Raw genomic sequence first — 20,527 nt, 5'->3', positions numbered from 1 at the left:
ATAGTTAATGTAGGCTCTACGTCATGCCGCCACGAACCGTCATACCGCGATTCATTCGCGGTATAGATTCCACTAACTAGTAGCGGAATGACGAATTTGTCGTTTTACAGCCACTTGGATGACAATTTGCCACTAAATAGTAGGAAATTCAATAGCTTACAATGAATAGTTGAAGTTTTTAATTAAGAAAAGCACATGAGTAAATCGTGTAGCTATAATTATTGTAAGCAACAATGAAAAAGTGCGGAAGTAGAAATTTGAGTTGACAAAATAAGAAAAAATATAGTATATTAAAAATATTGATACTAACTTAAACTAATTATGCCAGCAGTAGTAAATACACCAGACAACATACAAAGACCGTCAAAATTAAAAAAAGCAAAAGAAATTCTGCTAGCTCCTGTAAGGTGGCTAATCACAGGTTTATTTGTAGTACTTTTTATAATATTTTTTATTCCTCCCCTGGTGTTTTTCTTAATCCCCAAGGTATTGAGTAAGCTATATCTTTTTGCAGGAGGCAAAAGAACTGAAGCATTTATGGAGGCAGCACGTATCCCACAAACAACGCATGATACTAATGTAAATGATGCAATTAATATTAACGTTCAAAAGCTAAAAGAAAACTATGGCGAGCCTGATGTTGATGATAAGTTTATAGAGGAAATAGAAGGATTTATTGATCAGTTAGAGTGCATAGCAAATGGCACACAAAAAGCTGCAGATAAAGATCAACTTAGAGAAGATGAGAAAAAACATGCACTTGAGTGCTTGGAGCGTATAAAAAATAACCCTGATACACATAGTGGAAGCGGGTTAACATTGAAGCAAGTTTTAAATTTAGCTTGGAAGGCTTGCAACGATCAAACTAGAGCAAATGCTGATCATAATATAGATATTAATACCCGCATATCACAGAGAAAATATCAACTGGTTAAACATTTAGTAGAATCGCAAACAGAATACGGAGTGCGTGGTGGTCGTGGTTCAAGTGCATGTTTTACTGGTACCTTCAACAGTATTGTCTCTTCCTTGTACATTTTTGAAGAGTTTTCCTTCTTGCAAAAAGCAGATAAGAATACTATAAAGCAGGAATTTGAAAATGAGCTGCAAAAAAAGGGAGAAGAACTATTTAATCAGCTTTCCAATGATAAAGAAAAAAAAGAAGTTGCAGAAGCTTTAAGTAATCCTTCTACAAATTTCTTTTCAAGCTATGTAGAGTCATTTAAAAACCACTCTGCACGTGCAGTTTTAGGTGATAAAGAATGCGACAAATTAGTTAAAACTTATCTTAGTAATCTTCAGTACAATAGCACAATATCTTGCTTTACCTAAAGTAATCACTTTACCAGCGGCAAAGTGATACCATGCTGATTCATATATTTTCCTTTCATATCATCATATGATTTTTCACACTCACTTTCGCCGCTTAAAAATACGAATTGGCATGCGCCTTCATTAGCGTAAATTTTTGCAGGAAGTGGGGTGGTGTTTGAGAATTCGAGTGTGACATGACCTTCCCATCCAGGTTCTAAGGGAGTAACGTTTACTATAATTCCACACCTTGCGTAAGTTGATTTACCAACACAAATGACCAGTACATTTCTTGGTATACGAAAATATTCCACTGTGCTTGCAAGCACAAAGCTATTTGGTGGAATTATGCATACGTCTGTTTCTTTATCTATAAAACTATTCTCAGAGAAATTTTTAGGGTCCACGATGGCTGAATTAACGTTAGTAAAAATTTTAAATTTATTATCCACTCTTGCATCATACCCATAAGACGATAGTCCGAAAGATATAACACCTTTGCTGCTTTTGTGATCCACAAAAGGCTCTATCATTCCAAAATTTTCAGCTTTTTCTCTGATCCATTTATCTGGCATAACTGCCATAATTGCCCCTTAAAGTTGTGTAATACTTACAATAATATAAAATAAAATTTAAATGTAAACTGTAGCTTTTGTCATGCAAGTAGCTTGTATCAAATCACAATGTTCATACAATTATGCGCATGACGCTGGGATGACAATGGATTATTAACTAACAAATTGTACATGGTAAATGATGTCATTCCAGTCTGGAATCCAGAAAACTTAACTTTACACCAGGTAATAAGAACTGGATCCCAGTGTCTGGGCACTGGGATGACATCCTCCTAGTGGAAATTGCTCTCAAATCACAATGTTCGTACAGTAAGCTGCTTGCAGACACCATTGTTACAATGTTCATGCAATTGAAATAGCGGTCAATTGGATTAGCTATAGGTCAATCACAAGAGAAAATTAAAGCTTTTCAGTTTGATTTTTTATTACAATAATTAGATTTATGTTCTTAACTAAAAATAATGCTTAGAAACTTTCTCCTGATTTTTGTATTCGTATTATTCACGCCGCTGTCAAATGCTGATGCCAGGAAATACATCAGAATTGTTGGATCTTCAACCGTTTTTCCTTTTATCTCATTTGTAGCCGAGGAGTTCAATCGTGTATTCTCTTTTAAGACTCCAGTTGTGGAATCGATAGGAAGTGGATCAGGGTTCAAAATGTTTTGCTCAGGAATAGGGGAAGACACGCCAGACATCACCACTTCATCTCGCCCTATGAAGGAAGTAGAAAGAGAACTATGTAAAAGAAATAAAATTAATGAAGTGATAGAGATCATCATTGGCTATGATGGAATTGTCATTGCAAATTCAAATCAAAGCCATAGATTTGATTTCACAAAAAAGGACTTATTTGAAACTTTATCTGCATATTCTCAAGAAAATGATAAATTAGTAAAAAATAATAAGAAGTTTTGGTCTGATGTAAATCAAGCCTTACCAAAAACAGAAATTGAAATTTATGGTCCACATCAAAATACAGGCACATACGAAACTTTGGTTAATTCTATTATGTTCAATCAATATTCATGCATGAACTCGAGAATTTTCAAAGAGAATTATAAAGATCAGGAAGAAAGAAAGAAAGCATGTGGTAATATAAGGGATGACGGAAGGTATATAGAAGTTGGAATTAATGAAAACATAATAATACAAAAATTGAAAAGTAACAAGAACGCTTTAGGGATATTTAGTTTTAGCTTTTTAATGAGGAATCAAGATAAAATACAAGGGAGCACAATTGCAGGAATTGAGCCAACTTACGAAAATATATCATCGGGAAAATATATATTAGCAAGACCTCTATACCTTTATATAAAGAAAGAACACCTGGATACTGTTGATGGATTAAGAGAATTCATAAAAGAAATTATAGATTCGATCGGCATTGAAGATGGGTACCTATCTAGGCTTGGTCTAATCCCACTTTCAAGTGAATATATAAAGAAAGCTTCAGCAAAGGTTTATGATATAACGTGACGGCAACACTTCCTTCTCCTGTCATCCAAGCAGCCTCCTTTTTTTGTCATCCCAGTGCGTGACACTGGGATCCAGACTTTAATTATTATACTCGTAAATAAGTGTAATAGATAATGGTCCTGGTGAGAAAAAAGTTCACCTCAAATGCAGTATTTTTGTTGAAATAGCTCAACTGGATGCCAGTGTCACGCACTGGCATGACACCATTTGTTGTAAACTCACTTTTATGGTTATCTTTTTATACTACCTTGTCTACCTTATTTTGTCGCTTTCCTGAACGGATACATATTCTTTGTCTAGCGTAGTCAGACCCCAGCGCAGCGCGCTGGGATGACAATGGATTACTAATTAGGCAGTTCTTGTTTTGTTGCAACACTGAGAAAGATCTGGGTCCGAGCTTTTCGTATTTGGGCTTTCTGATTTCTCACAAAACTTAGCAATACCAGCACCCATTAATATAACTGCTGCCAAAACTGTTAAAGCCAGTGCAACTACAGGATACGCTAGCACATAGGCTGCAACAGCACCAGCTACGCATAGTCCAGTAACACCTAGAGCAATCTTCCCTTTGTGTTCACTCCAGAAGTTTGTATCGTTCTTTTCTGGGGTTTTGTTATCTGCTTCATTTGTTAATTCAGGGTTTGCGGTGTTAATTACTGGGTTTTGACCTAGATCAGTGTCATCTATACAAGCATTAAGTTCATCATTCTCAAACAGATCATGATTGATTTCTTATGAAAATCGAGTCGCATACTCTTTATCCCATGCTATCTGATCATCAGCCTTGGCATTATCTAGTGTATCTTTACTAAGTTTTTCCTCAAATTTTTGAATCAAATCTTGAAAGCATTGCTCACCTACTCCAGGTATTTTAGCAAAACGTTTTTGTGCCTTTACAAGTTTACTCATTACATAGTTATTTCCACGGTGCTCATACCCAAGGAGCTGTGGAGAAGAAGCATTAAACATTAATTCAAAGATTTCTTTTATCTTTTCCACATCTTCTTGGTTCAATTCTTTACTATATTTAACTTCCAGAGGATAAACTAAAAAGGCATCTACGTCTCCATCAACCCAATATACTATTCGATCTAAAACACTTTGTACATTTTCACCACAATTCTCTAATGCTGCTTCAACTTGATTAACATTAAGACTTTTTATTGCATCTCTTAGTATTGAACTAAGATCCATTACCCTCTTGTGCTCTTCCATTTCTTGAATAACTGTTTCAAGAGCAGGTATGTCACTAAGGACAGTTTCTCTTAGAGAGTTTTCAAAACTCTCTATTGCATGATCACACACAGAATCACGAATTTTTTGATTAGTTTTCTGCCAAATTAGTTCAATGATCTTTACGCTTTTTTCAAATTTTTCTTTATCTTCAACTATATCGTTAAGGCGAGTAATAGCAAAATATAAAATGATATCTTTTTCACTAGTCGGAGCTCCCTAGTGTCTCAAAGCTGCTTGTATATCATCATTTTCATTACTGTTGAATATTTCCTGGACCATTTTAAGGTTGTTCTCGCTGATTGCTGTAATTAATGAAGTTTGAATTTTTTGTTGTATGTCAGTTAATTCAGTCATATTTTACCTCTATTTTCTATAAAGTTTAATTATCATATATATTTACAAGTAAGTCAAGTATATTGTTAATAACTGTTAATAAAGGCCAACAAAATGCTTGACGTTAGAGTAGCTTTTATGGCTTTGTATAGCGAGGAAATAACTCTACGAAAAATCATCAACGTTTACAAACTTTACGTTCAATTGTATTTATTGTGGGAATATTCCTATTGTTATTTAGCTTAGCAATGCTTATTCCTGTTATTACTAATAAATGTCTCAGCTACGAATGGAAAAATTTTCTCGCTGGATTCATAATTACCTGCACATCTGGCGTAATTTTTATTTTACTCGGTAAATTAAATGGCATGCCGGCAATTTTTGCAATTACTAGTTGCACCTGGATTGCCTTGTCTTTGTTTGCAGCTATTCCTTTCTATTTTGACAATCTGAGCTATGTTGATGCATTATTTGAAACGATATCTGGCATCACAACCACAGGGGCAACTATATTTAATGATATTGAAAAACAATCTCCAGGAATACTGCTATGGAGAGCAATGCTACATGGCATGGGGGGTTTTGGTGTAATCACTTTAGGAATTGCAGTTTTTCCTATGTTTAAGATTCTCACAGCCTAAATAATTTACTTTATTCTGAATATTCAGATGCTACAAAAAGGAAGTTGCCGAACACGCGAAGCGTAGTAATTCATATTACAGCAATATATTATGGCCTAATTTTGTTATGTATATTTTCCTATTATCTGGCTGGCATGCCACTATTTGACGCAATATGTCACGGAATGTCCGCTGTATCAACTGGTGGATTTGCTAACTATAATGATTCTATAGGGCACTACAATAACCCTATGTTAGAAGTCATAACGATCATTTTTATGATTTTGGGTTCTCTGCCTTTTTTTAGCTATTTAAAAATCATAAGACGGTTAGACATTTGCTATGATGAACAGGTCTCTTACTTTGTTAAGATAGCTATTGTTTCATCTTTATTTGCTTGTTTTTGGTTGTATCAAAATGTTGATTTAGGAGTGTCATTATCATTTAGATACAGCACGTTTACCATCACCTCTTTAATTACGTCAACTGGTTATGCAATCTGTAATCATATAGATTGGAGCTTCATTTCAGTCTTAGCTTTTTTTCTAACCTTTGTTGGTGGATGTAGTGGTTCTTCAAGTGGTGGCATCAAAATCTTTCGTTTGATCATTTTTCTAAAGTCTATAGGAAATCACTTTCGCCTTTTATTAAACCCAGGTGCAGGTAATAGGGTAAAATTCAACGGAAAAACCCTGGAGAATGATGAAGTTCACTCTGTCTTTATATTTTTTGCAATTTTCATGTTAACGTTTACCATTTCATCAATAGTGATGTCTTACTTAAGCAATGCAGACTTTATAACTAGCATCAGTTCAGTCTCTGCAACGCTTACAAATTCTGGCCCGGGATTTAGTAATTTAATAGGCCCTTCAGGTAACTATTCTTATTTCAGTAATGAAGTAAAATTATTTTTGTCGTTTTTGATGCTGCTTGGTAGACTTGAAATATTGCCAATCTATTTTTGTATAGGTAATTTATTCTTATTTAATAGAAAGAAATAGTTGGTAAAGTTGTGAAACTTGATATTATAGCTAAACTGACTTACGACAATTTGAAAAACCGTCATTCCGCTACTTGTTAGCAGAATCTATACCGCGAATAAATCTACAGATGTACGAACATTGTCTATCAGGAGGGTGTCATCCCAGTGCCCAGACACTGGGATCCAGGAATTTTATTAAGTTGGTAAGCATAAAAATAGATGTTTTACGTTAAAATACAACGTTTTCGATGAGATTATATGGAAAACTGGATCCCAGTGTCAAGCACTGGGATGACAGCAGTCCTACGTCATACCGCGATTCATTCGCGGTATCTCAGCCGCTAACTGTTCTCCCTCGTCATACCGTCACGGTATCTCTAGATCCCGCTAACAAGCAGCGGGATGACGATTGTCGTTTAGCTATAAATATTTAAGAAATTTACCAAACGGAAAAAAAGGCAAAAGAAGCCCTGGTCATTGTCTATTTTCTGTATTGGCGTTTTTTTAAGTCTTAAACGCTGCAATTTAGCTGCTTTTAAGTGCAACTAACCTTAGCTTAAATGTTTAAGAAATTTACTAAGCAGAAAAAAAGGCAAAAGAAATCCCGTGTTAGCTAGTTGTCACTCTCTAATCCTGCAAATTGGCGTACTATACTGTCTTAAACGACTTATAAGCGCGTTTCAGCTTATATAGGTAAAAACCCAGAAATGTTGTGAAGACATAAGGTGCACATAGTGCAAAAAATTAAAAATAAGACGCCAACTACGTTGTTTTCTTGCTGTTTAATCTGCACAGATGAAGATAACTGAATACCTTCAGTTTCATGATAAGGGGGTTGGCGAAGGGTGTCAAGGAATTTTTATGCAAGAGATCCCATAAATTGGGTGTCATAATATGGCGGCTACATTAATTTTGGCGTGCGTGACCTTGAAAGATTGCAGTGCAATACTTAGATTATTAGGGTAGTAGGCAAATAATGGAGCTCAAAATGCATAACGTACAAGAAACTGAAAATTTAAAATTTGACGCTGAAGTAGGGAAAGTACTGAATATAGTGATTCATTCACTTTATACTAATAAGGACATTTTTCTGCGTGAGTTAATATCAAATGCATCGGATGCATGTGATAAATTGCGCTATGAATCTCAATCTAATTCAAATTTGCTAGATTCAAGTGATGAGTTAAAAATCACTATTAGCTCCAATAAAGATAAGAACGAGCTATATATCACTGATAATGGCATCGGAATGAACAGACAAGATTTAATAGATAACCTTGGTACAATTGCAAGCTCTGGTACGCAAAAGTTCTTAGATGCGATTAAAAATAGCAAGGATTCAAGCCAAGCTGTGAAGCTGATTGGGAAGTTTGGTGTTGGTTTTTACTCAAGCTTTATGGTTGCATCAGAAGTAATAGTAGAGTCAAGAAAAGCTGGAGAGGAGGAGTCTTGGGTCTGGAAATCCAAGGGAGATGGAGAGTATTCGATAAGTAAACTAGATAATCAAATTTCTCGTGGAACTAAAATTACACTCATTATGCGTCCTGAAGAGAATGAGTTTTTAGATAAATTTCGTGTTGAAAACATTGTCACTACTTACTCTGATCACATAAATTTTCCTGTTGAATTCATAAATGAAGAAGGAAAAAGTGAAAAGTTAAACAGTAAGGCTGCAATTTGGACTAAGCCAAAAAATGATGTTACTCAAGAGGAACACAATGATTTTTTCCGCAGTGTTGATCACGTTGGCGGGGAGCCTTGGATGATATTGCATAATAAAAATGAAGGTGCAATAGAATATACAAATTTGCTTTATGTTCCCTCTATTAAACCTTTTGATTTATTTCATCCAGATAGACGTTGCTCTGTTAAGTTATATGTAAATAAAGTATTTATCACTGAAGATAACGTACAGATCATACCGCAGTATTTACGTTTTCTGAAAGGTATTGTTGATTCACCGGACTTGCCTCTTAATATCAGCAGAGAAACGCTGCAGAATAATCGTGTTGTTGAGCAAATCAGAAAATCCTTAACTAAACGCGCGATATCAGAGCTCGGTAAAAAGGCAAAAGAGAATTTAGAGGAATATACAAAATTCTGGACCAATTTTGGTGCAGTATTAAAAGAGGGTCTTTGTGAAGCTATGCCAACTTATGAGAGAGAAGCGCTACTCTCGATTTGCAGATTTCATAGCACTGGTGATGAGAAATTAGTCAGCATTGATGACTACATAAGCAGAATGAAGCCTGAGCAGGAACATATCTATTATCTCACCGGGAATAGCCTCGATTCAGTGAAAAACAGTCCGCAACTTGAGGGATTCGTCAGTAAAGGACTAGAAGTGCTCCTATTTGTTGATCCAGTTGATGATTTCTGGACTAGCGTGATTCATGAATATAAAGATCAAAAATTTAAGTCTGTGACCCGCGCTGATGTTGATTTGGAAAAATTCTCTTCAGAAGAAGATAAAAAAGATGAGGAAAATAAGCAAGATGAAGAAAAGACTGAAGAAAATACGGACTCTATACTGCAATATTTCACCAAGGTTCTTGGCAATTCAGTGAAAAGCGTGAAAATCTCAAAAAAACTGACTGACAGCCCTGTATGTCTAGCAGTTGATGAAGGTGCTATGGATCTTCGCATGGAGCGTTTTTTGCGTGAACAAAAGCAGCTAAATTACCGCACGCCAAAGGTACTGGAAATTAACACTAAGCATCCTGTAATAAAAAGCATAATGAAATCTCACGCTGAAAATGGTGAAAACCCAACATTGGAAGACATGATTCATTTATTATTTTACCAAGCTTGCATCGTGGAAGGTGAAGAGATGGATGATGTAAGTCTGTTTGCTAAGAGAGTTAATAATTTGCTTGGCAAGATTGTTGTCTAATACTATACTAGATTAGTTATTTATGTGAGGTAATATATAATTAATCTACTTAGAAAACCTATTCCACAAACAGAAGGTGTTACAGGAAAAGGTAAAAGCAGGAATAATTCTAGGAATCTAACTAAAATTGCAGGATTTAACCAAAAGAAGTTATTAGAGATGATCAACTTCGCTATGGTAGGCTATTATGTTAGTGATTGTGGTTGTAAAAACAATGAGTTTGTTAAGCTAAAGAAAGGAGGATATAAAACTCCTGCTCAACTTGAGAAAGAGGGTTACAAAGTTGTTCAATTTCATGGCATTATTTCTGACCAAGAAGTTCGACATACTGGTTATGTTTTCATAAGGGGTAAGGAAGTAACTATAGCATACCGCGGTACTTGTAATTCTTATGACTTCAAGAGAGATGTTGAAATACCTTTAATTCGTCAATATGAACTTCTGCCCAAAGGTGGTAAAATTCACCTAGGCTTCTACTCCGTATTTGAAAATTCCTGGGAGAGCCTTTACGGGATATTAAAAGGATATGCTAACGATCAAGGATTAGAAATCAGAGATTTAAAAATTAATCTTACAGGTCACAGCATGGGAGGTGCTGTCGCTAACATAGCTGCTCTATGTTTAAGTGTAACAGAGGATGCAAAAGATTTGCATATTGCAACTTTTGGTGCACCAAGGGTTTTTAACCGTAATGCTGCTAAAGTCTGTAATGAGCTCTTCGGAAGAAAGACTATTAGAGTAGTTGATCGATCAGATTCCATACCTTCATTACCACCTAATTTTATGGGCTATAAACATGTAGGCAAACAATTAAAAATAGGAAGACATTCCGTGCCGGCGCTACATGACCACAAATTGGAAGTTTATCATGATCTTATTTTAAAAATAAAGCCAAAAAATTTTAAGTCGGATAATAATACATCTGCAACATGCTACATCCTTTCCCGGACTGCTAGGGAAGTGTATGATGTACTAACTGTACCCAGTTGTCTTATTCCAAGCACCCATTCAAGTAGCGATAAACAATATTTTGAACGAGTGAAAGATCAACATAAGAATGCTTCATTCTCTGAAATAATTAATATATATTCTGAGCTCAGCAATAGAAATGATAAATTTCTTGACAAAGATAGAAGAAATGGTATTATGGGTGACATAAGGGCTTCAATAAAGAAGCCCAGAGGCAATTATAATAAGGAGGGTGTAATGACCAAATTTAAAGAACAAAGTGAAAAGTCAGTCAGTTTGGGAGGAGGACTTCCTAATATTGACAATTTGACTAATTCTAAAGGAGGATCGACGATCAATTTGAGGGAACAAAACAAAAGGGATGAGACTAGTTTGGTAGAATCGTTTGAAAAATGGGCCAATTCGGGGGAAATTTTTGATATTGGCAGTCCGAATAATCTTGAAGAAGGTGAAAAGACTGTGGTTGAACGTGTAGAATATTTTAACAAGTATTTGAACAATCCTAAACCTAGTAAGCACACCCGTCTAGGAGTACCTACTATGGGTGTCAATCAGGTCCATTTAAAACAAAGTAAAAAGAAGTCAGTCAGTTTGGGAGGAGGACTTTCCGATGTTAATATTTTGACCAATTCGGGAATAGAAACTCCTGATGCTGACAAGTCGACCAACTCTAAAGAGGAGAGACAAAGTAAAAAGGGGTCGGTTCAGAAAAGACTTTCTAATTTTTTCCGTCCTAAAAAAAAGACACAAAGTAATGAAAGGTCGACCAGTTTGAGAGAACTTTTTACTCTTCGAGAAACGATAAATGAGGCCGAGGCAGAAATTAATGGTTTGCAGGGCGAGGAAAAGAATCAACAAGAAAGCAAACTTAAAGAAATTAAGGAATTGTTTCCGTTTTCTAGGATTCAAACTAACCAAGGAAAGGCCATAGAAGAAATTCTTTGTAATGTTCTTGAGAGTGTTGATCTTGAGACAGTAAAACTTATAGTGGGACAGAAAAAAATTTATATAACTGCATCTGCTGAATTTGCTTTACGGGAAGCATTAAGCAAAGCCAAGACAAAAGTTGCTAGTTTAGAGGGCGAGGAGAAAAGTAAACAAGGAGGCAAACTCAGAGAGATTGTGAAACTTCTTAGTGAATGGCTTGTAATTCAAAATGATCATGCACCATCAGTAAGTGATGAGCTAGATTCTTCAAGTAAAGATGTTAGTGATACTACAGGTACTCTTGCTAATCAGTCTACTGAATACATAACACTACAAACAAGTGATACGCCAGATTCCTCAAGTGATGAGGAGGATAATCACCAGCGTGAAAGTGAAGATAATCCACAACCAGAAACTTTAGTTAACGATACAAACACCTTGGATGATAATGCTAGTCTCTCAAGCAGTGATGAGCATAGCAGCACCTCTTCAAATGCTGGCGATGTGTCTACAACTGAAGATATTACTGACAATGAAGAGCCTGTGGTAACTACAACAGATAGTAAAGAGGGTAGTGATCAACCTACAGGTAAAGGTGATTCACAAGGTCCGCAGATTATTGTCATCAGTAATTCTAATAACGTAGTTGTTGAAGATAACGATGTTGAAACGCACCCACAAAGTACAAAAAGTAGTAAGCTGCCTGTTATAGCTGCTTCTGCACTAGCACTAGCTGGAGTTGCTTCGGGAGCGGCTATTGTAGTTTGCCTAGAGATGTTAGCAGTGGGAATAGCAGTTGGAGCTTGTTGTTTAGTTGCTGCTGTAATCATATATTGCTGTAACAGACCTTCAAGTTCACTTGAGGGTGGTAATGTTGAACCTGTAGCTAACAGAAAGTTTGTTGAAACAGTAAGTTGAAGAATAAATATTGTAGTTTACCATTTAATAATTTATTATAATTATATTAATTATTAGCGAATGAAAACTTGGTAAACTACGAAGAAATATTCTTAAACAAAATCAAAGATATAAAAGATGAGGGGCGCTACCGTGAATTTATGCACTTTGCGTCATTGCCAGGTAGGCTCCCCCACATTATGGACTATGAAAGAAATAGGGAAGTAATAGTCTGGTGCAGTAATAACTATTTAGGAATGTCACAAAATGAGAAAGTTATTGCCGCTATTCAAAATTCATCAATTGGTGCGGGGGGAACAAGAAATATATCTGGTACAACAAAAGAGGTTGTAGAACTGGAAAAATCCTTAGCTTGTTTGCATAAAAAAGAGGCTGCTTTAACTTTTGCTTGTGGCTACCTTGCTAACCAGACAACACTTAGCACTTTATCGTCTATTATCCCAAATGTAGTAATTTTTTCAGACGAGAAGAACCATTCTTCAATGATAGAAGGCATAAAATCAGGAAAAAGACCAAAACATATATTTAAACACAATGATGTTGATCACTTAGAGCAGTTGTTAAAGTCCGTAGACACAAAAACACCAAAGATAATAGCACTTGAATCCGTATATTCAATGGATGGCGATATAGCGCCGCTTGAAGCGATATGCGATCTTGCAGATCAACATAATGCAATTACCTATTTGGACGAGGTGCACGCAGTTGGCATGTATGGTTCACATGGTGGCGGAATTGCAGAAAGAGAAGGCCTGATGGATAGAATAACCGTCATTCAAGGTACACTATCGAAGGCTTTTGGAGTGATGGGTGGGTATATAGCGTCTTCAAAGAGCTTGGTAGATGTAATAAGAAGTTCCGCTCCAGGATTTATTTTCACCACTGCTATGTCGCCTGTTTTAGCAGCGGCAGCAAAGGCAAGCGTTGAACACCTAAAATCGAGCAACATTGAAAGGGAAAAGCAAAAGCAAGTCGTTGAAAAAGTAAAAAACTCACTGAGAAATACAGGAATTAACTTCATTCCAACAGAAACTCATATAATTCCAATAATAATTGGCGACCCAGAGTTATCCAAAGGAGCATCAAAATTATTATTTGATGAGCATGGAATATACGTTCAACATATAAATTATCCAACAGTGCCAAGAGGAACTGAGCGTTTCCGTATTACCCCTACACCTTATCATACTGATGAAATGATAGAACATTTAACAGAATCTCTTGTAAAAGTTTTTGAGAAGTTGTCTATCTCTGTAGCCTGTTTATGCTATAGCTAGTACAGCCCTACGTCATACCGCGATTTATTCGCGGTATCTCAGCATGGATTCCGCTAACAAGTAGCGGAATGACGAGTTTTACGCTTATCAAATTGTAGGTAAACATAAATTACTTTAGCTATAGTTTTATATCTCCAGCAATGATTAGCCCGTTGTCTTCCGTTAGCCTTCCACCGCTTTCTTGCAGAAAAAGTCTACCGAGCAAGGCTTTATATTTGTTAATTCCAGAGTAAATTATTCCACTTTGCCTTCCTGCTGCAAGGTACGCAAAGCCTAAAATTGTTGAACCGATGGAGCGTACATTACTATTGCCAGGCAGCAATTTATTTAATAAATTACCACTTACATCTATTAGACCCCCTTCACGGCTTTTCACCCGCATTTTTATATGACGAGATCTAAAATCCTCAAGAAAAGCACCTTTCTTTTCTTCTGCCCAAAAAGTTTCTCTAAGAGCCGGAGCATCAATTACAGCTGCCACAACTTTATTTTTATGAATGAGACAGACTGATACTGCAAAATAAACCATGCAACTAGAAAAGTTCTCCCTGCCCTCTATAGGCATAATAAACCAAGTGTAACCGTTATCTTTTATTTCTTGGTCAGTATCATCTTCGGAAATAAACCCATAGTCTCGTTTGTAGTCGTGCAAGCAATCGTATATGGTTTGCTTGGATTTTGAATAAGTTTTATTAATGAAGTCTGCTGATTTAACATTAGAAATTTGCAATTCATTAAAATCGCGCATAAGCTGCCTGGAAGCACTACGCACAGAATCAAGCATCACATTAATTCGTGGTGATGAGATGGACATTCTTCCTTTTACTCTTTCACTCTTTCATAATAGCTGTCATCTGGAGTATATACTACAATTTTATCCTCTTCTTTTATAAACTGAGGCACGTTAACGCGCATTCCGTTTTCTAAAATTGCAGGCTTATAAGAAGCAGTAGCAGTTTGTCCTTTAATAACAGACTCTGTTTCTTTCACAGCAAGTGTAACATAATCAGGTACATGCGCAGAAATTATTTTGTCTTGATAAGTTACTACTTTAATTTTCATATTATCTTGCAAATAAATCTTTTTTTCTCCCAATAAGTCCAAATTTATAGTGATTTGCTCGTAATTACTTGGATGCATAAGATTTACAATGTTTCCTTCAGTGAAAAGGTAAACATACTCCTCTTCATCTAAAATTGCTCTTCTGATTGTTGCATCAGAGCGAAATCTTTCATAGTGTTTTGCTCCGGTTTTAATGTTTTTCATTTCAGCTTGTATGTATGCACCACCTTTACCAGGTTGAGTATGCATAATACCTACAACCAAAAATAATCCGCCGTTATGTTCCAACACCTGACCTGGTCTGATATCGTTAGCTCTTTCTGCCATAATTACATTTTCAGTTCGATCTTACAATTATAAATAGCTTTATATAAATATCAAAGTCTTTATTAGTCAATAAATTCTGGCATATTGAGCACCATATACCTCTCCTTCATGTTTATGTGCGGAAACATTTCTTTGGTAAAAGACAGCATAATGCGTTTTTTTGTGCTGATAACTAAAATTTCTAATATATCCCCTGAGCCGAAATTATATATAGATTTTACATTGCCATATAATTCATTACTTTCCAGCCTTACTTCCATATCTACAAGGTCACTTTGATAAAATTCATTCTCATCATTTAGCTTCGGTAGCTTGCTTCTTTCTATATACAGCTTCTTATTCCTTAAAAGCTCTGCTTCATTACGGGAATTTACTCCGCTGATTGTAGCTATTACTAGATTATCACCTATGACGGATACTAAGTCTATTTTATAATTCTCATCACCACTTATTAGCTCACCATATAAGGAGATATTTTCAGGTTTTTCGGTAAAAGTTTTTAATTTAACAGCTCCTTTAATTCCGTGAGGAGAAGTAATCATTCCGAGGCATACCAGATTGTCGTTCATATTAAGATGATAACTAATGTTGGATTTTTTGTCTATAAGGCATAAAATACCTAAAAATGTTTGTTGTAATTCTATCAATACAATGTATTATGGAATACATTGTATTGATAGTGGGAAGATATGAGTCAACGTATTACTAATCAAATAAAAGAGCTTATCCCTCATTTAAAGGAAGTTAATAGTAAGCTACAAGGTGAATCTATAAAGCTCTTCAGTGACAAAGAATCTATAATAGTAGAACGTCGTAAACCTGTTGTTGAAGAGATGCTAAAGCATCTAGAAAGTTCTTCCATCACTAACTGTAATACTATGATTGATGCAGAAACTGGGTTTGGCAAGACTTATGATATTGGATTGTGGAGTCATGCGCTAGCTCAAGCAGGATATCACCATTTAGTTGCAGTGCCAAATGGTAATTTAGTTGAACAAGCTAAGAAAATGATAGATGGTGCATTTACTGTAGATGTTAAAACACCTAAAACTGTGCAAGAAATTAAAGATGCGCTGAAAGTCACTGAACCTACAACAATTATAGTAACACATGATCTGCTTTTACAGCAAGAGAATGATCGAAAATTTGAAGAGCAAAACGGTGAAAAGCCTAAATTGTGGGTTAGTGTTGATGAAGCAGATAGCATTAACAAGCAGCAGGCCTTTGAAAATATGTGCAAACTTGATGCGGAATATCCTACGACTTACCTAACCGCAACACCAAAGAAAAGGATCTTAAACAGATGTGGAAAAATTATCAGTCCTACAAGATCAAGTAGACGCTGCATTGCAGACACTATCAAAACAGTAAATGTTATTGCAAAAACTAATGAAAGAGAAAAATTCAATCGAGCATTCGTGGTGAATGTTGCTGCTACCATAATACCTTTAATTACATTATTCCCTATTATAAATAGTAATGTTGCTGCAATAATTGGTCTAACTTCAGATTATTGGCTGTATTCCGCTTTAATTAATAATCTATACTTTACAATTTCTTTCGTTATACTTTCTATAGTAATGTTGCCAATTTGGTGGGTGTTGACCAAAATAACTGGAGTAGAATCAAAAGAACTGCTCCTTAGGTTTGCTGCTAACGTGCGCAGCTTATTTACTAGGGAAAAGTCTAGTCCAGCTCATGAATATGTTGAAGAATGTGAAGAAGTTTTTAATTACAATAAACTTGTTGACTCTGATAATCTGCTGGAATCTGTAAGGTGGAACGTACAAAGCCCAATTGGGGAAAATGCTCTTATTCTAGTTGATGATGTGAATAGCATAATTAACCTTAGCTTTGCATTGCAAGGTAAGAATAATTTGGTATATGAAGATGGTACGCGTTATGAAGTTTATAATAAATTTCAGCCTGAAGGGATGTCGTACCAAGATTACAGACTCAAATTACGTCAATCAAACTTTATAAACTGCGTTAAAAAGCAACACCCTGGTCTAACGGAAGAACAGATATCTAAATTGAAAGACAAGGTAGATTTTAGCAATACTGCTAAGTATCTAGAATACAGAGTAATGCACTCAATGATTGATCTTACACTTTCGTATTTAGTGGAATGCGATAACACCGCTTTGGATAAACAAAGAAGAAAAGATTTAGGTGGATTAATAGAAGAGGTTAAAAATAAGGTTAGTACTGCTAATGATAGCAGCATTACAGATTTTCTAAAGAAAAAAGGTTTTAGTGAGAAATTCGCTAAGGATGAGCTTTTACCACAGATAAAGACAGTAATTAAAGCATTGAGTAAAAGCAATGATAAACAACGCAGTCTAATAGTTGATAACTGGCACTTAAGCAAGGAGTTACATAGTTTCATAGAACAACAGGGGGATGTACTACATAACCTAAACGACTTCTGCGAAAAAAATAAATGTATTTTTGCAGGATTTGGAAAAAATGATCTTGATATTAGACAAGATAAACCTTTCTTTAAAATCATGCATGATAGCAAAAGTCAATACGAAGCTGACTATTGTAATTATGACCAAGGCGATTTAAATACATTAGCTAAATATGCGTTGACAACAATTATAGACGAATCAAAAAGTCGTGGTTTCGATAGTGAGTATAATCACGTTGCATCAATATTTACAGATTCAACTAGTCAGTTCAACAATCCAGCAGAAGCTTTGCAGAATTTGGGAAGAAATAGAGAACGCAATCCTAACAGGCAACCTTGGTTTTTTGCTGCTGGAGGTGAAAAAATTGAGTTATTTGTAGATAAAGTTTTAGCAAAATTAAAAAGCGCACCGCAGGATTTTTGTCAAAAGGTTTTATTTCCAGCCACTGATAGGTACAATAAACTAATAAAAAATAGAATGGGAATAGAGCTTGGAGAAAAAATAGAGATCTATATTAGCGAAAACATGGATGCACTAGGAAATATCGATGACGCAGCTCTGAAAAAATTTTCAAAGGATTTGATAAAAGAGGTGTATGAAAAAGTACATGATATAAATGATTTTGACGTAGGAAAGACAGAAGAAGATTTACGTAAGATTTTAAAAAGCACAGAAAAATATCTTTGTTCATATGAAGACAGAATTAAAAACAACGGTAAATTATCTTGCACACGCTCAGTTCTATTTTCTGTGGGAAGTGCTATTGTAAAGTCCATGTATTATCTATGGGCAGGATTTGACTATTTAGTCTTTTTAGCTAAAGCGTATAATGTAGGTAAGTCTGAAAATGCTGATGCAAAGGCATATGTACATATAATCAGAAACTGCTACTTTGAAAGTAGTGTGAAGGCTCAAAATATGTTAAGTCATGTATTAAAAATTGCCGGAGAAAATGATGATAGTTTTACACAAAATAGTTTGTACGAAGGCAATGGAGATAGGTGTAAAGAAAAAATCATCTCATATTTTCAATCCAAACAATATATATATGCATTAGATAAAACGATTTCTCGCATTGAAAATGAGCATTTAGCAACAGTTTTGAAAGCCGTAGGTTGCAGAGATGATGCTAATAAAACAGCACAAGAAATTAAAGACTTTTTGTACGATTTAAAGAATTTAAGCTGCGCAGACTTTAGAAAAAAGCATTATTGTGGATGTTCATATAAAATGAGCAATTTATACAAGATCAATAATCAAATTAGTATGGTAATTGATGAAGTTATAGATTGCCATAAATGGCGTCATGGAGTAATTTCAAAGCGGGACAATCTTTTGAGAGGTTTTTTTCCAGAGTTGGAAGAAAATTTTGGTTTAGAACTTAAATTAAAAACTAACCATAATATTTTTAAAGTAAAAGTTAACAATAACTTTTCTGAATTGTATCGCAAGAACTGGAAAGAACATTCTAGACAAAGGATGGTCTTGGGTACAGCTATGCTATTTATCGGACTTATAGTTTCAGCGAAGCTTATATATGAAATATCATTAGGCCATACTATGCTATTGCCATCACTTTGCGGTTTCATAGCATTTGGACCGCTAGCATTTTTGTGTGGTGCATTATTATGTGGAATAACGACCTATTTAGTGAAAGGGACATTTTTTCTTTTTGGAATACCAATCCTGTTAGAGGGATTATCGAAATGCGTTTTTAGAAACGATTTAGTACAGGATTTATCAGAAACGACATTATCATTTGGTAATAGCGTTTTCTTCCAGGTTCCAAAAAGCATCTTACAATCATTTATATTTGAGGATGCAACAAAGTTTGACTCACTAAGTGATATAAATGGACTTACATTGATAAAAGAGCAAGATAAGGTAAAATGCATGAATGAAGTAGCTACTACTATAATTTCGGTACAAACAACAGTTGGTAAACAGCCAGATCTTACGTGTGTATTTGCTTGATTTCACTAGAAGATTTCTCAGATAAATATTGAGTCAAAATCTCGATGCCTTCATCAATTTCTTTCTCGGTGATAATTAGTGGAGGTAAAATTCTCACAACGTTATCTGATGTTACCCCAACAGTAAGCAAGCCGCGATAACTTAGCTCTTCTGCAAACTTTTTATTGTTTGCTTTCACCTTTATTCCAAGCATTAACCCTTTCCCTCTCACTTCTTCTATTATTGGAAATTTACTTGCTAAGTCTTCTAATTTATTTTTTAAATACTTACCTCTAATTTCAACATTTTTCAAAAAGCCAGGACTGAGCAATTCTTCGAGCACAGCATTACCTACTGAGGTTGCAAGCGGATTGCCACCAAAAGTGGAACCGTGCATACCGACCGCCATATACTTAGCAGCCTTTTCAGTTGCAAGACAAGCCCCTAGCGGAAAGCCTCCTCCTATTCCCTTTGCAAGAGCACATATATCAGGTTCCACTCCTATATGTTCGTATGCGAATAATTTTCCTGTCCTACCAGCACCGCATTGTACGCAATCAAAAAATAACAATATGTCATTTTCATCACACAGCTTTCTTAGTTCTTTCATAAAGACTTCATTCATTACTTTGATACCACCTTGCCCTTGTATTGGTTCTATTAATATAACGCCTATACCACTTGAAATTGCTTTCTTTACACTCTCAATATTGGGCTCGATATTATCACACCAATCAATACAGGGACTCAGTAATTCAGAAAATTTCTGTTTATCGTTTGCAGCACAAGTTAGGAAGGTTCTTCCATGAAATGCACCATGGAATGTTAAAATTCTGTGACGGTTTTTATTGCCTTTTCCGTTTTGATAGACCCTAGCAATCTTAAGCCCACATTCTACTGCCTCTGATCCAGAATTTGAGAAAAATACAGTGTCAGCGAAACTGTTGTTTATTAATTTTTCTGCAAAATTATTGGCAGCAGGTATATTATAGGTATTTGATATATGCCATAATTCTTCTCCTTGCAATTTTAGAGCACTAATTAATCGCGAATTGGTGTGACCTAAGCTACTAACGGCTATTCCAGAGTGAAAATCTACGTAGCGCTTACCGTCAATATCATACAAGTAAATACCTTTACCATAAGAAAAATTTATGTTAACAGGAGAATAAACTGGCAAAATAGGAGAAATTGTCATAAAATATTATATGCTAAATTTTATTATTAATAACATAAAAACCGTTGTTTCACA

Annotated in this window: 17 protein-coding genes; 8 read left to right on the top strand and 9 right to left on the bottom strand. The window is 35.3% G+C overall.

Annotated features, from left to right (window positions below):
* Positions 1–321: 321 nt before the first annotated feature.
* Positions 322–1,332, top strand: coding sequence for a hypothetical protein (locus OOK87_RS03615; RefSeq protein WP_264688081.1), 1,011 nt, complete (start codon positions 322–324; stop codon positions 1,330–1,332).
* A 5-nt stretch (positions 1,333–1,337) separates the two neighbouring features.
* Here OOK87_RS03615 and dcd read toward each other — a convergent pair whose 3' ends face one another.
* Positions 1,338–1,895: a dCTP deaminase gene (gene dcd, locus OOK87_RS03610; protein WP_064125494.1), complete on the bottom strand. Its 558-nt coding sequence runs from the start codon at positions 1,893–1,895 to the stop codon at positions 1,338–1,340.
* Between the two features lie 175 nt (positions 1,896–2,070).
* A complete protein-coding gene (locus tag OOK87_RS03605; protein ID WP_264688080.1) occupies positions 2,071–2,232 on the bottom strand; it encodes a hypothetical protein in 162 nt (53 codons plus the stop codon).
* A gap of 115 nt (positions 2,233–2,347) precedes the next feature.
* On the opposite strand from OOK87_RS03605, the gene OOK87_RS03600 reads away from it, so the two are divergent.
* Positions 2,348–3,364: a substrate-binding domain-containing protein gene (locus OOK87_RS03600; protein WP_253308933.1), complete on the top strand. Its 1,017-nt coding sequence runs from the start codon at positions 2,348–2,350 to the stop codon at positions 3,362–3,364.
* A 348-nt stretch (positions 3,365–3,712) separates the two neighbouring features.
* On the opposite strand, the gene OOK87_RS03595 is transcribed toward OOK87_RS03600, so the two are convergent.
* The 3 genes from OOK87_RS03595 to OOK87_RS03585 form a co-directional block, all read right to left on the bottom strand.
* Positions 3,713–3,874, bottom strand: a complete 162-nt coding sequence (locus tag OOK87_RS03595; protein ID WP_264688079.1) for a hypothetical protein — start codon at positions 3,872–3,874, stop codon at positions 3,713–3,715.
* A 222-nt stretch (positions 3,875–4,096) separates the two neighbouring features.
* Positions 4,097–4,669, bottom strand: a complete 573-nt coding sequence (locus OOK87_RS03590; protein WP_264688078.1) for a hypothetical protein — start codon at positions 4,667–4,669, stop codon at positions 4,097–4,099.
* Positions 4,670–4,816: 147 nt separating this feature from the next.
* Positions 4,817–4,954, bottom strand: a complete 138-nt coding sequence (locus OOK87_RS03585; RefSeq protein ID WP_264688077.1) for a hypothetical protein — start codon at positions 4,952–4,954, stop codon at positions 4,817–4,819.
* A gap of 227 nt (positions 4,955–5,181) precedes the next feature.
* Between OOK87_RS03585 and OOK87_RS03580 the strand changes: the two genes are divergently transcribed.
* From OOK87_RS03580 to hemA, 5 genes are all read left to right on the top strand, one after another.
* Positions 5,182–5,574, top strand: a complete 393-nt coding sequence (locus tag OOK87_RS03580; protein ID WP_264688076.1) for a potassium transporter TrkG — start codon at positions 5,182–5,184, stop codon at positions 5,572–5,574.
* Between the two features lie 44 nt (positions 5,575–5,618).
* Complete coding sequence (locus tag OOK87_RS03575) at positions 5,619–6,554, top strand: TrkH family potassium uptake protein (protein WP_264688075.1); 936 nt, start codon at positions 5,619–5,621, stop codon at positions 6,552–6,554.
* A gap of 969 nt (positions 6,555–7,523) precedes the next feature.
* A complete protein-coding gene (htpG, locus tag OOK87_RS03570) occupies positions 7,524–9,428 on the top strand; it encodes a molecular chaperone HtpG (protein ID WP_264688074.1) in 1,905 nt (634 codons plus the stop codon).
* 159 nt (positions 9,429–9,587) lie between these two features.
* The gene (locus tag OOK87_RS03565; protein WP_264688073.1) at positions 9,588–12,242 is read left to right on the top strand and encodes a lipase family protein; all 2,655 of its coding nucleotides are present in this window, start codon (positions 9,588–9,590) and stop codon (positions 12,240–12,242) included.
* 68 nt (positions 12,243–12,310) lie between these two features.
* Positions 12,311–13,519, top strand: coding sequence for a 5-aminolevulinate synthase (gene hemA / locus OOK87_RS03560; RefSeq protein WP_253307234.1), 1,209 nt, complete (start codon positions 12,311–12,313; stop codon positions 13,517–13,519).
* Positions 13,520–13,637: 118 nt separating this feature from the next.
* Here hemA and OOK87_RS03555 read toward each other — a convergent pair whose 3' ends face one another.
* The 3 genes from OOK87_RS03555 to rimM form a co-directional block, all read right to left on the bottom strand.
* On the bottom strand, positions 13,638–14,333 hold the full coding sequence (locus tag OOK87_RS03555; protein WP_264688072.1) for an inositol monophosphatase family protein: 696 nt from the start codon (positions 14,331–14,333) through the stop codon (positions 13,638–13,640).
* Between the two features lie 8 nt (positions 14,334–14,341).
* Positions 14,342–14,908: an elongation factor P gene (efp, locus tag OOK87_RS03550; protein ID WP_253307236.1), complete on the bottom strand. Its 567-nt coding sequence runs from the start codon at positions 14,906–14,908 to the stop codon at positions 14,342–14,344.
* A gap of 62 nt (positions 14,909–14,970) precedes the next feature.
* On the bottom strand, positions 14,971–15,477 hold the full coding sequence (gene rimM, locus OOK87_RS03545; RefSeq protein WP_253307237.1) for a ribosome maturation factor RimM: 507 nt from the start codon (positions 15,475–15,477) through the stop codon (positions 14,971–14,973).
* A gap of 120 nt (positions 15,478–15,597) precedes the next feature.
* On the opposite strand from rimM, the gene OOK87_RS03540 reads away from it, so the two are divergent.
* Positions 15,598–19,296, top strand: a complete 3,699-nt coding sequence (locus OOK87_RS03540; RefSeq protein ID WP_264688071.1) for a DEAD/DEAH box helicase family protein — start codon at positions 15,598–15,600, stop codon at positions 19,294–19,296.
* Here the strand turns inward: OOK87_RS03540 and OOK87_RS03535 are convergent.
* Positions 19,277–20,473 carry an aspartate aminotransferase family protein gene (locus OOK87_RS03535; protein WP_264688070.1) on the bottom strand — a complete coding sequence of 399 codons (1,197 nt, stop codon included), beginning with the start codon at positions 20,471–20,473 and terminating at the stop codon, positions 19,277–19,279. The genes OOK87_RS03540 and OOK87_RS03535 overlap by 20 nt on opposite strands.
* Between the last annotated feature and the right edge of the window lie 54 nt (positions 20,474–20,527).

The sequence above is a fragment of the Wolbachia endosymbiont (group A) of Sympetrum striolatum genome, assembly GCF_947250715.1.
Taxonomy (GTDB): Bacteria; Pseudomonadota; Alphaproteobacteria; order Rickettsiales; family Anaplasmataceae; genus Wolbachia.
The sequence above is the reverse complement of the archived record's forward strand: the minus strand, read 5'-3'. Positions and strand labels throughout refer to the sequence as shown.

Bases quoted from the DNA above. Each gene is read 5' to 3' on its own strand.
- OOK87_RS03615 (WP_264688081.1), top strand. From the start codon at position 322: ATGCCAGCAGTAGTAAATACACCAGACAACATACAAAGACCGTCAAAA.
- dcd (WP_064125494.1), bottom strand. From the start codon at position 1,895: ATGGCAGTTATGCCAGATAAATGGATCAGAGAAAAAGCTGAAAATTTT.
- OOK87_RS03605 (WP_264688080.1), bottom strand. From the start codon at position 2,232: ATGAACATTGTAACAATGGTGTCTGCAAGCAGCTTACTGTACGAACAT.
- OOK87_RS03600 (WP_253308933.1), top strand. From the start codon at position 2,348: ATGCTTAGAAACTTTCTCCTGATTTTTGTATTCGTATTATTCACGCCG.
- OOK87_RS03585 (WP_264688077.1), bottom strand. From the start codon at position 4,954: ATGACTGAATTAACTGACATACAACAAAAAATTCAAACTTCATTAATT.
- OOK87_RS03580 (WP_264688076.1), top strand. From the start codon at position 5,182: ATGCTTATTCCTGTTATTACTAATAAATGTCTCAGCTACGAATGGAAA.
- htpG (WP_264688074.1), top strand. From the start codon at position 7,524: ATGCATAACGTACAAGAAACTGAAAATTTAAAATTTGACGCTGAAGTA.
- OOK87_RS03565 (WP_264688073.1), top strand. From the start codon at position 9,588: ATGATCAACTTCGCTATGGTAGGCTATTATGTTAGTGATTGTGGTTGT.
- OOK87_RS03555 (WP_264688072.1), bottom strand. From the start codon at position 14,333: ATGTCCATCTCATCACCACGAATTAATGTGATGCTTGATTCTGTGCGT.
- efp (WP_253307236.1), bottom strand. From the start codon at position 14,908: ATGGCAGAAAGAGCTAACGATATCAGACCAGGTCAGGTGTTGGAACAT.
- rimM (WP_253307237.1), bottom strand. From the start codon at position 15,477: ATGAACGACAATCTGGTATGCCTCGGAATGATTACTTCTCCTCACGGA.
- OOK87_RS03540 (WP_264688071.1), top strand. From the start codon at position 15,598: ATGAGTCAACGTATTACTAATCAAATAAAAGAGCTTATCCCTCATTTA.
- OOK87_RS03535 (WP_264688070.1), bottom strand. From the start codon at position 20,473: ATGACAATTTCTCCTATTTTGCCAGTTTATTCTCCTGTTAACATAAAT.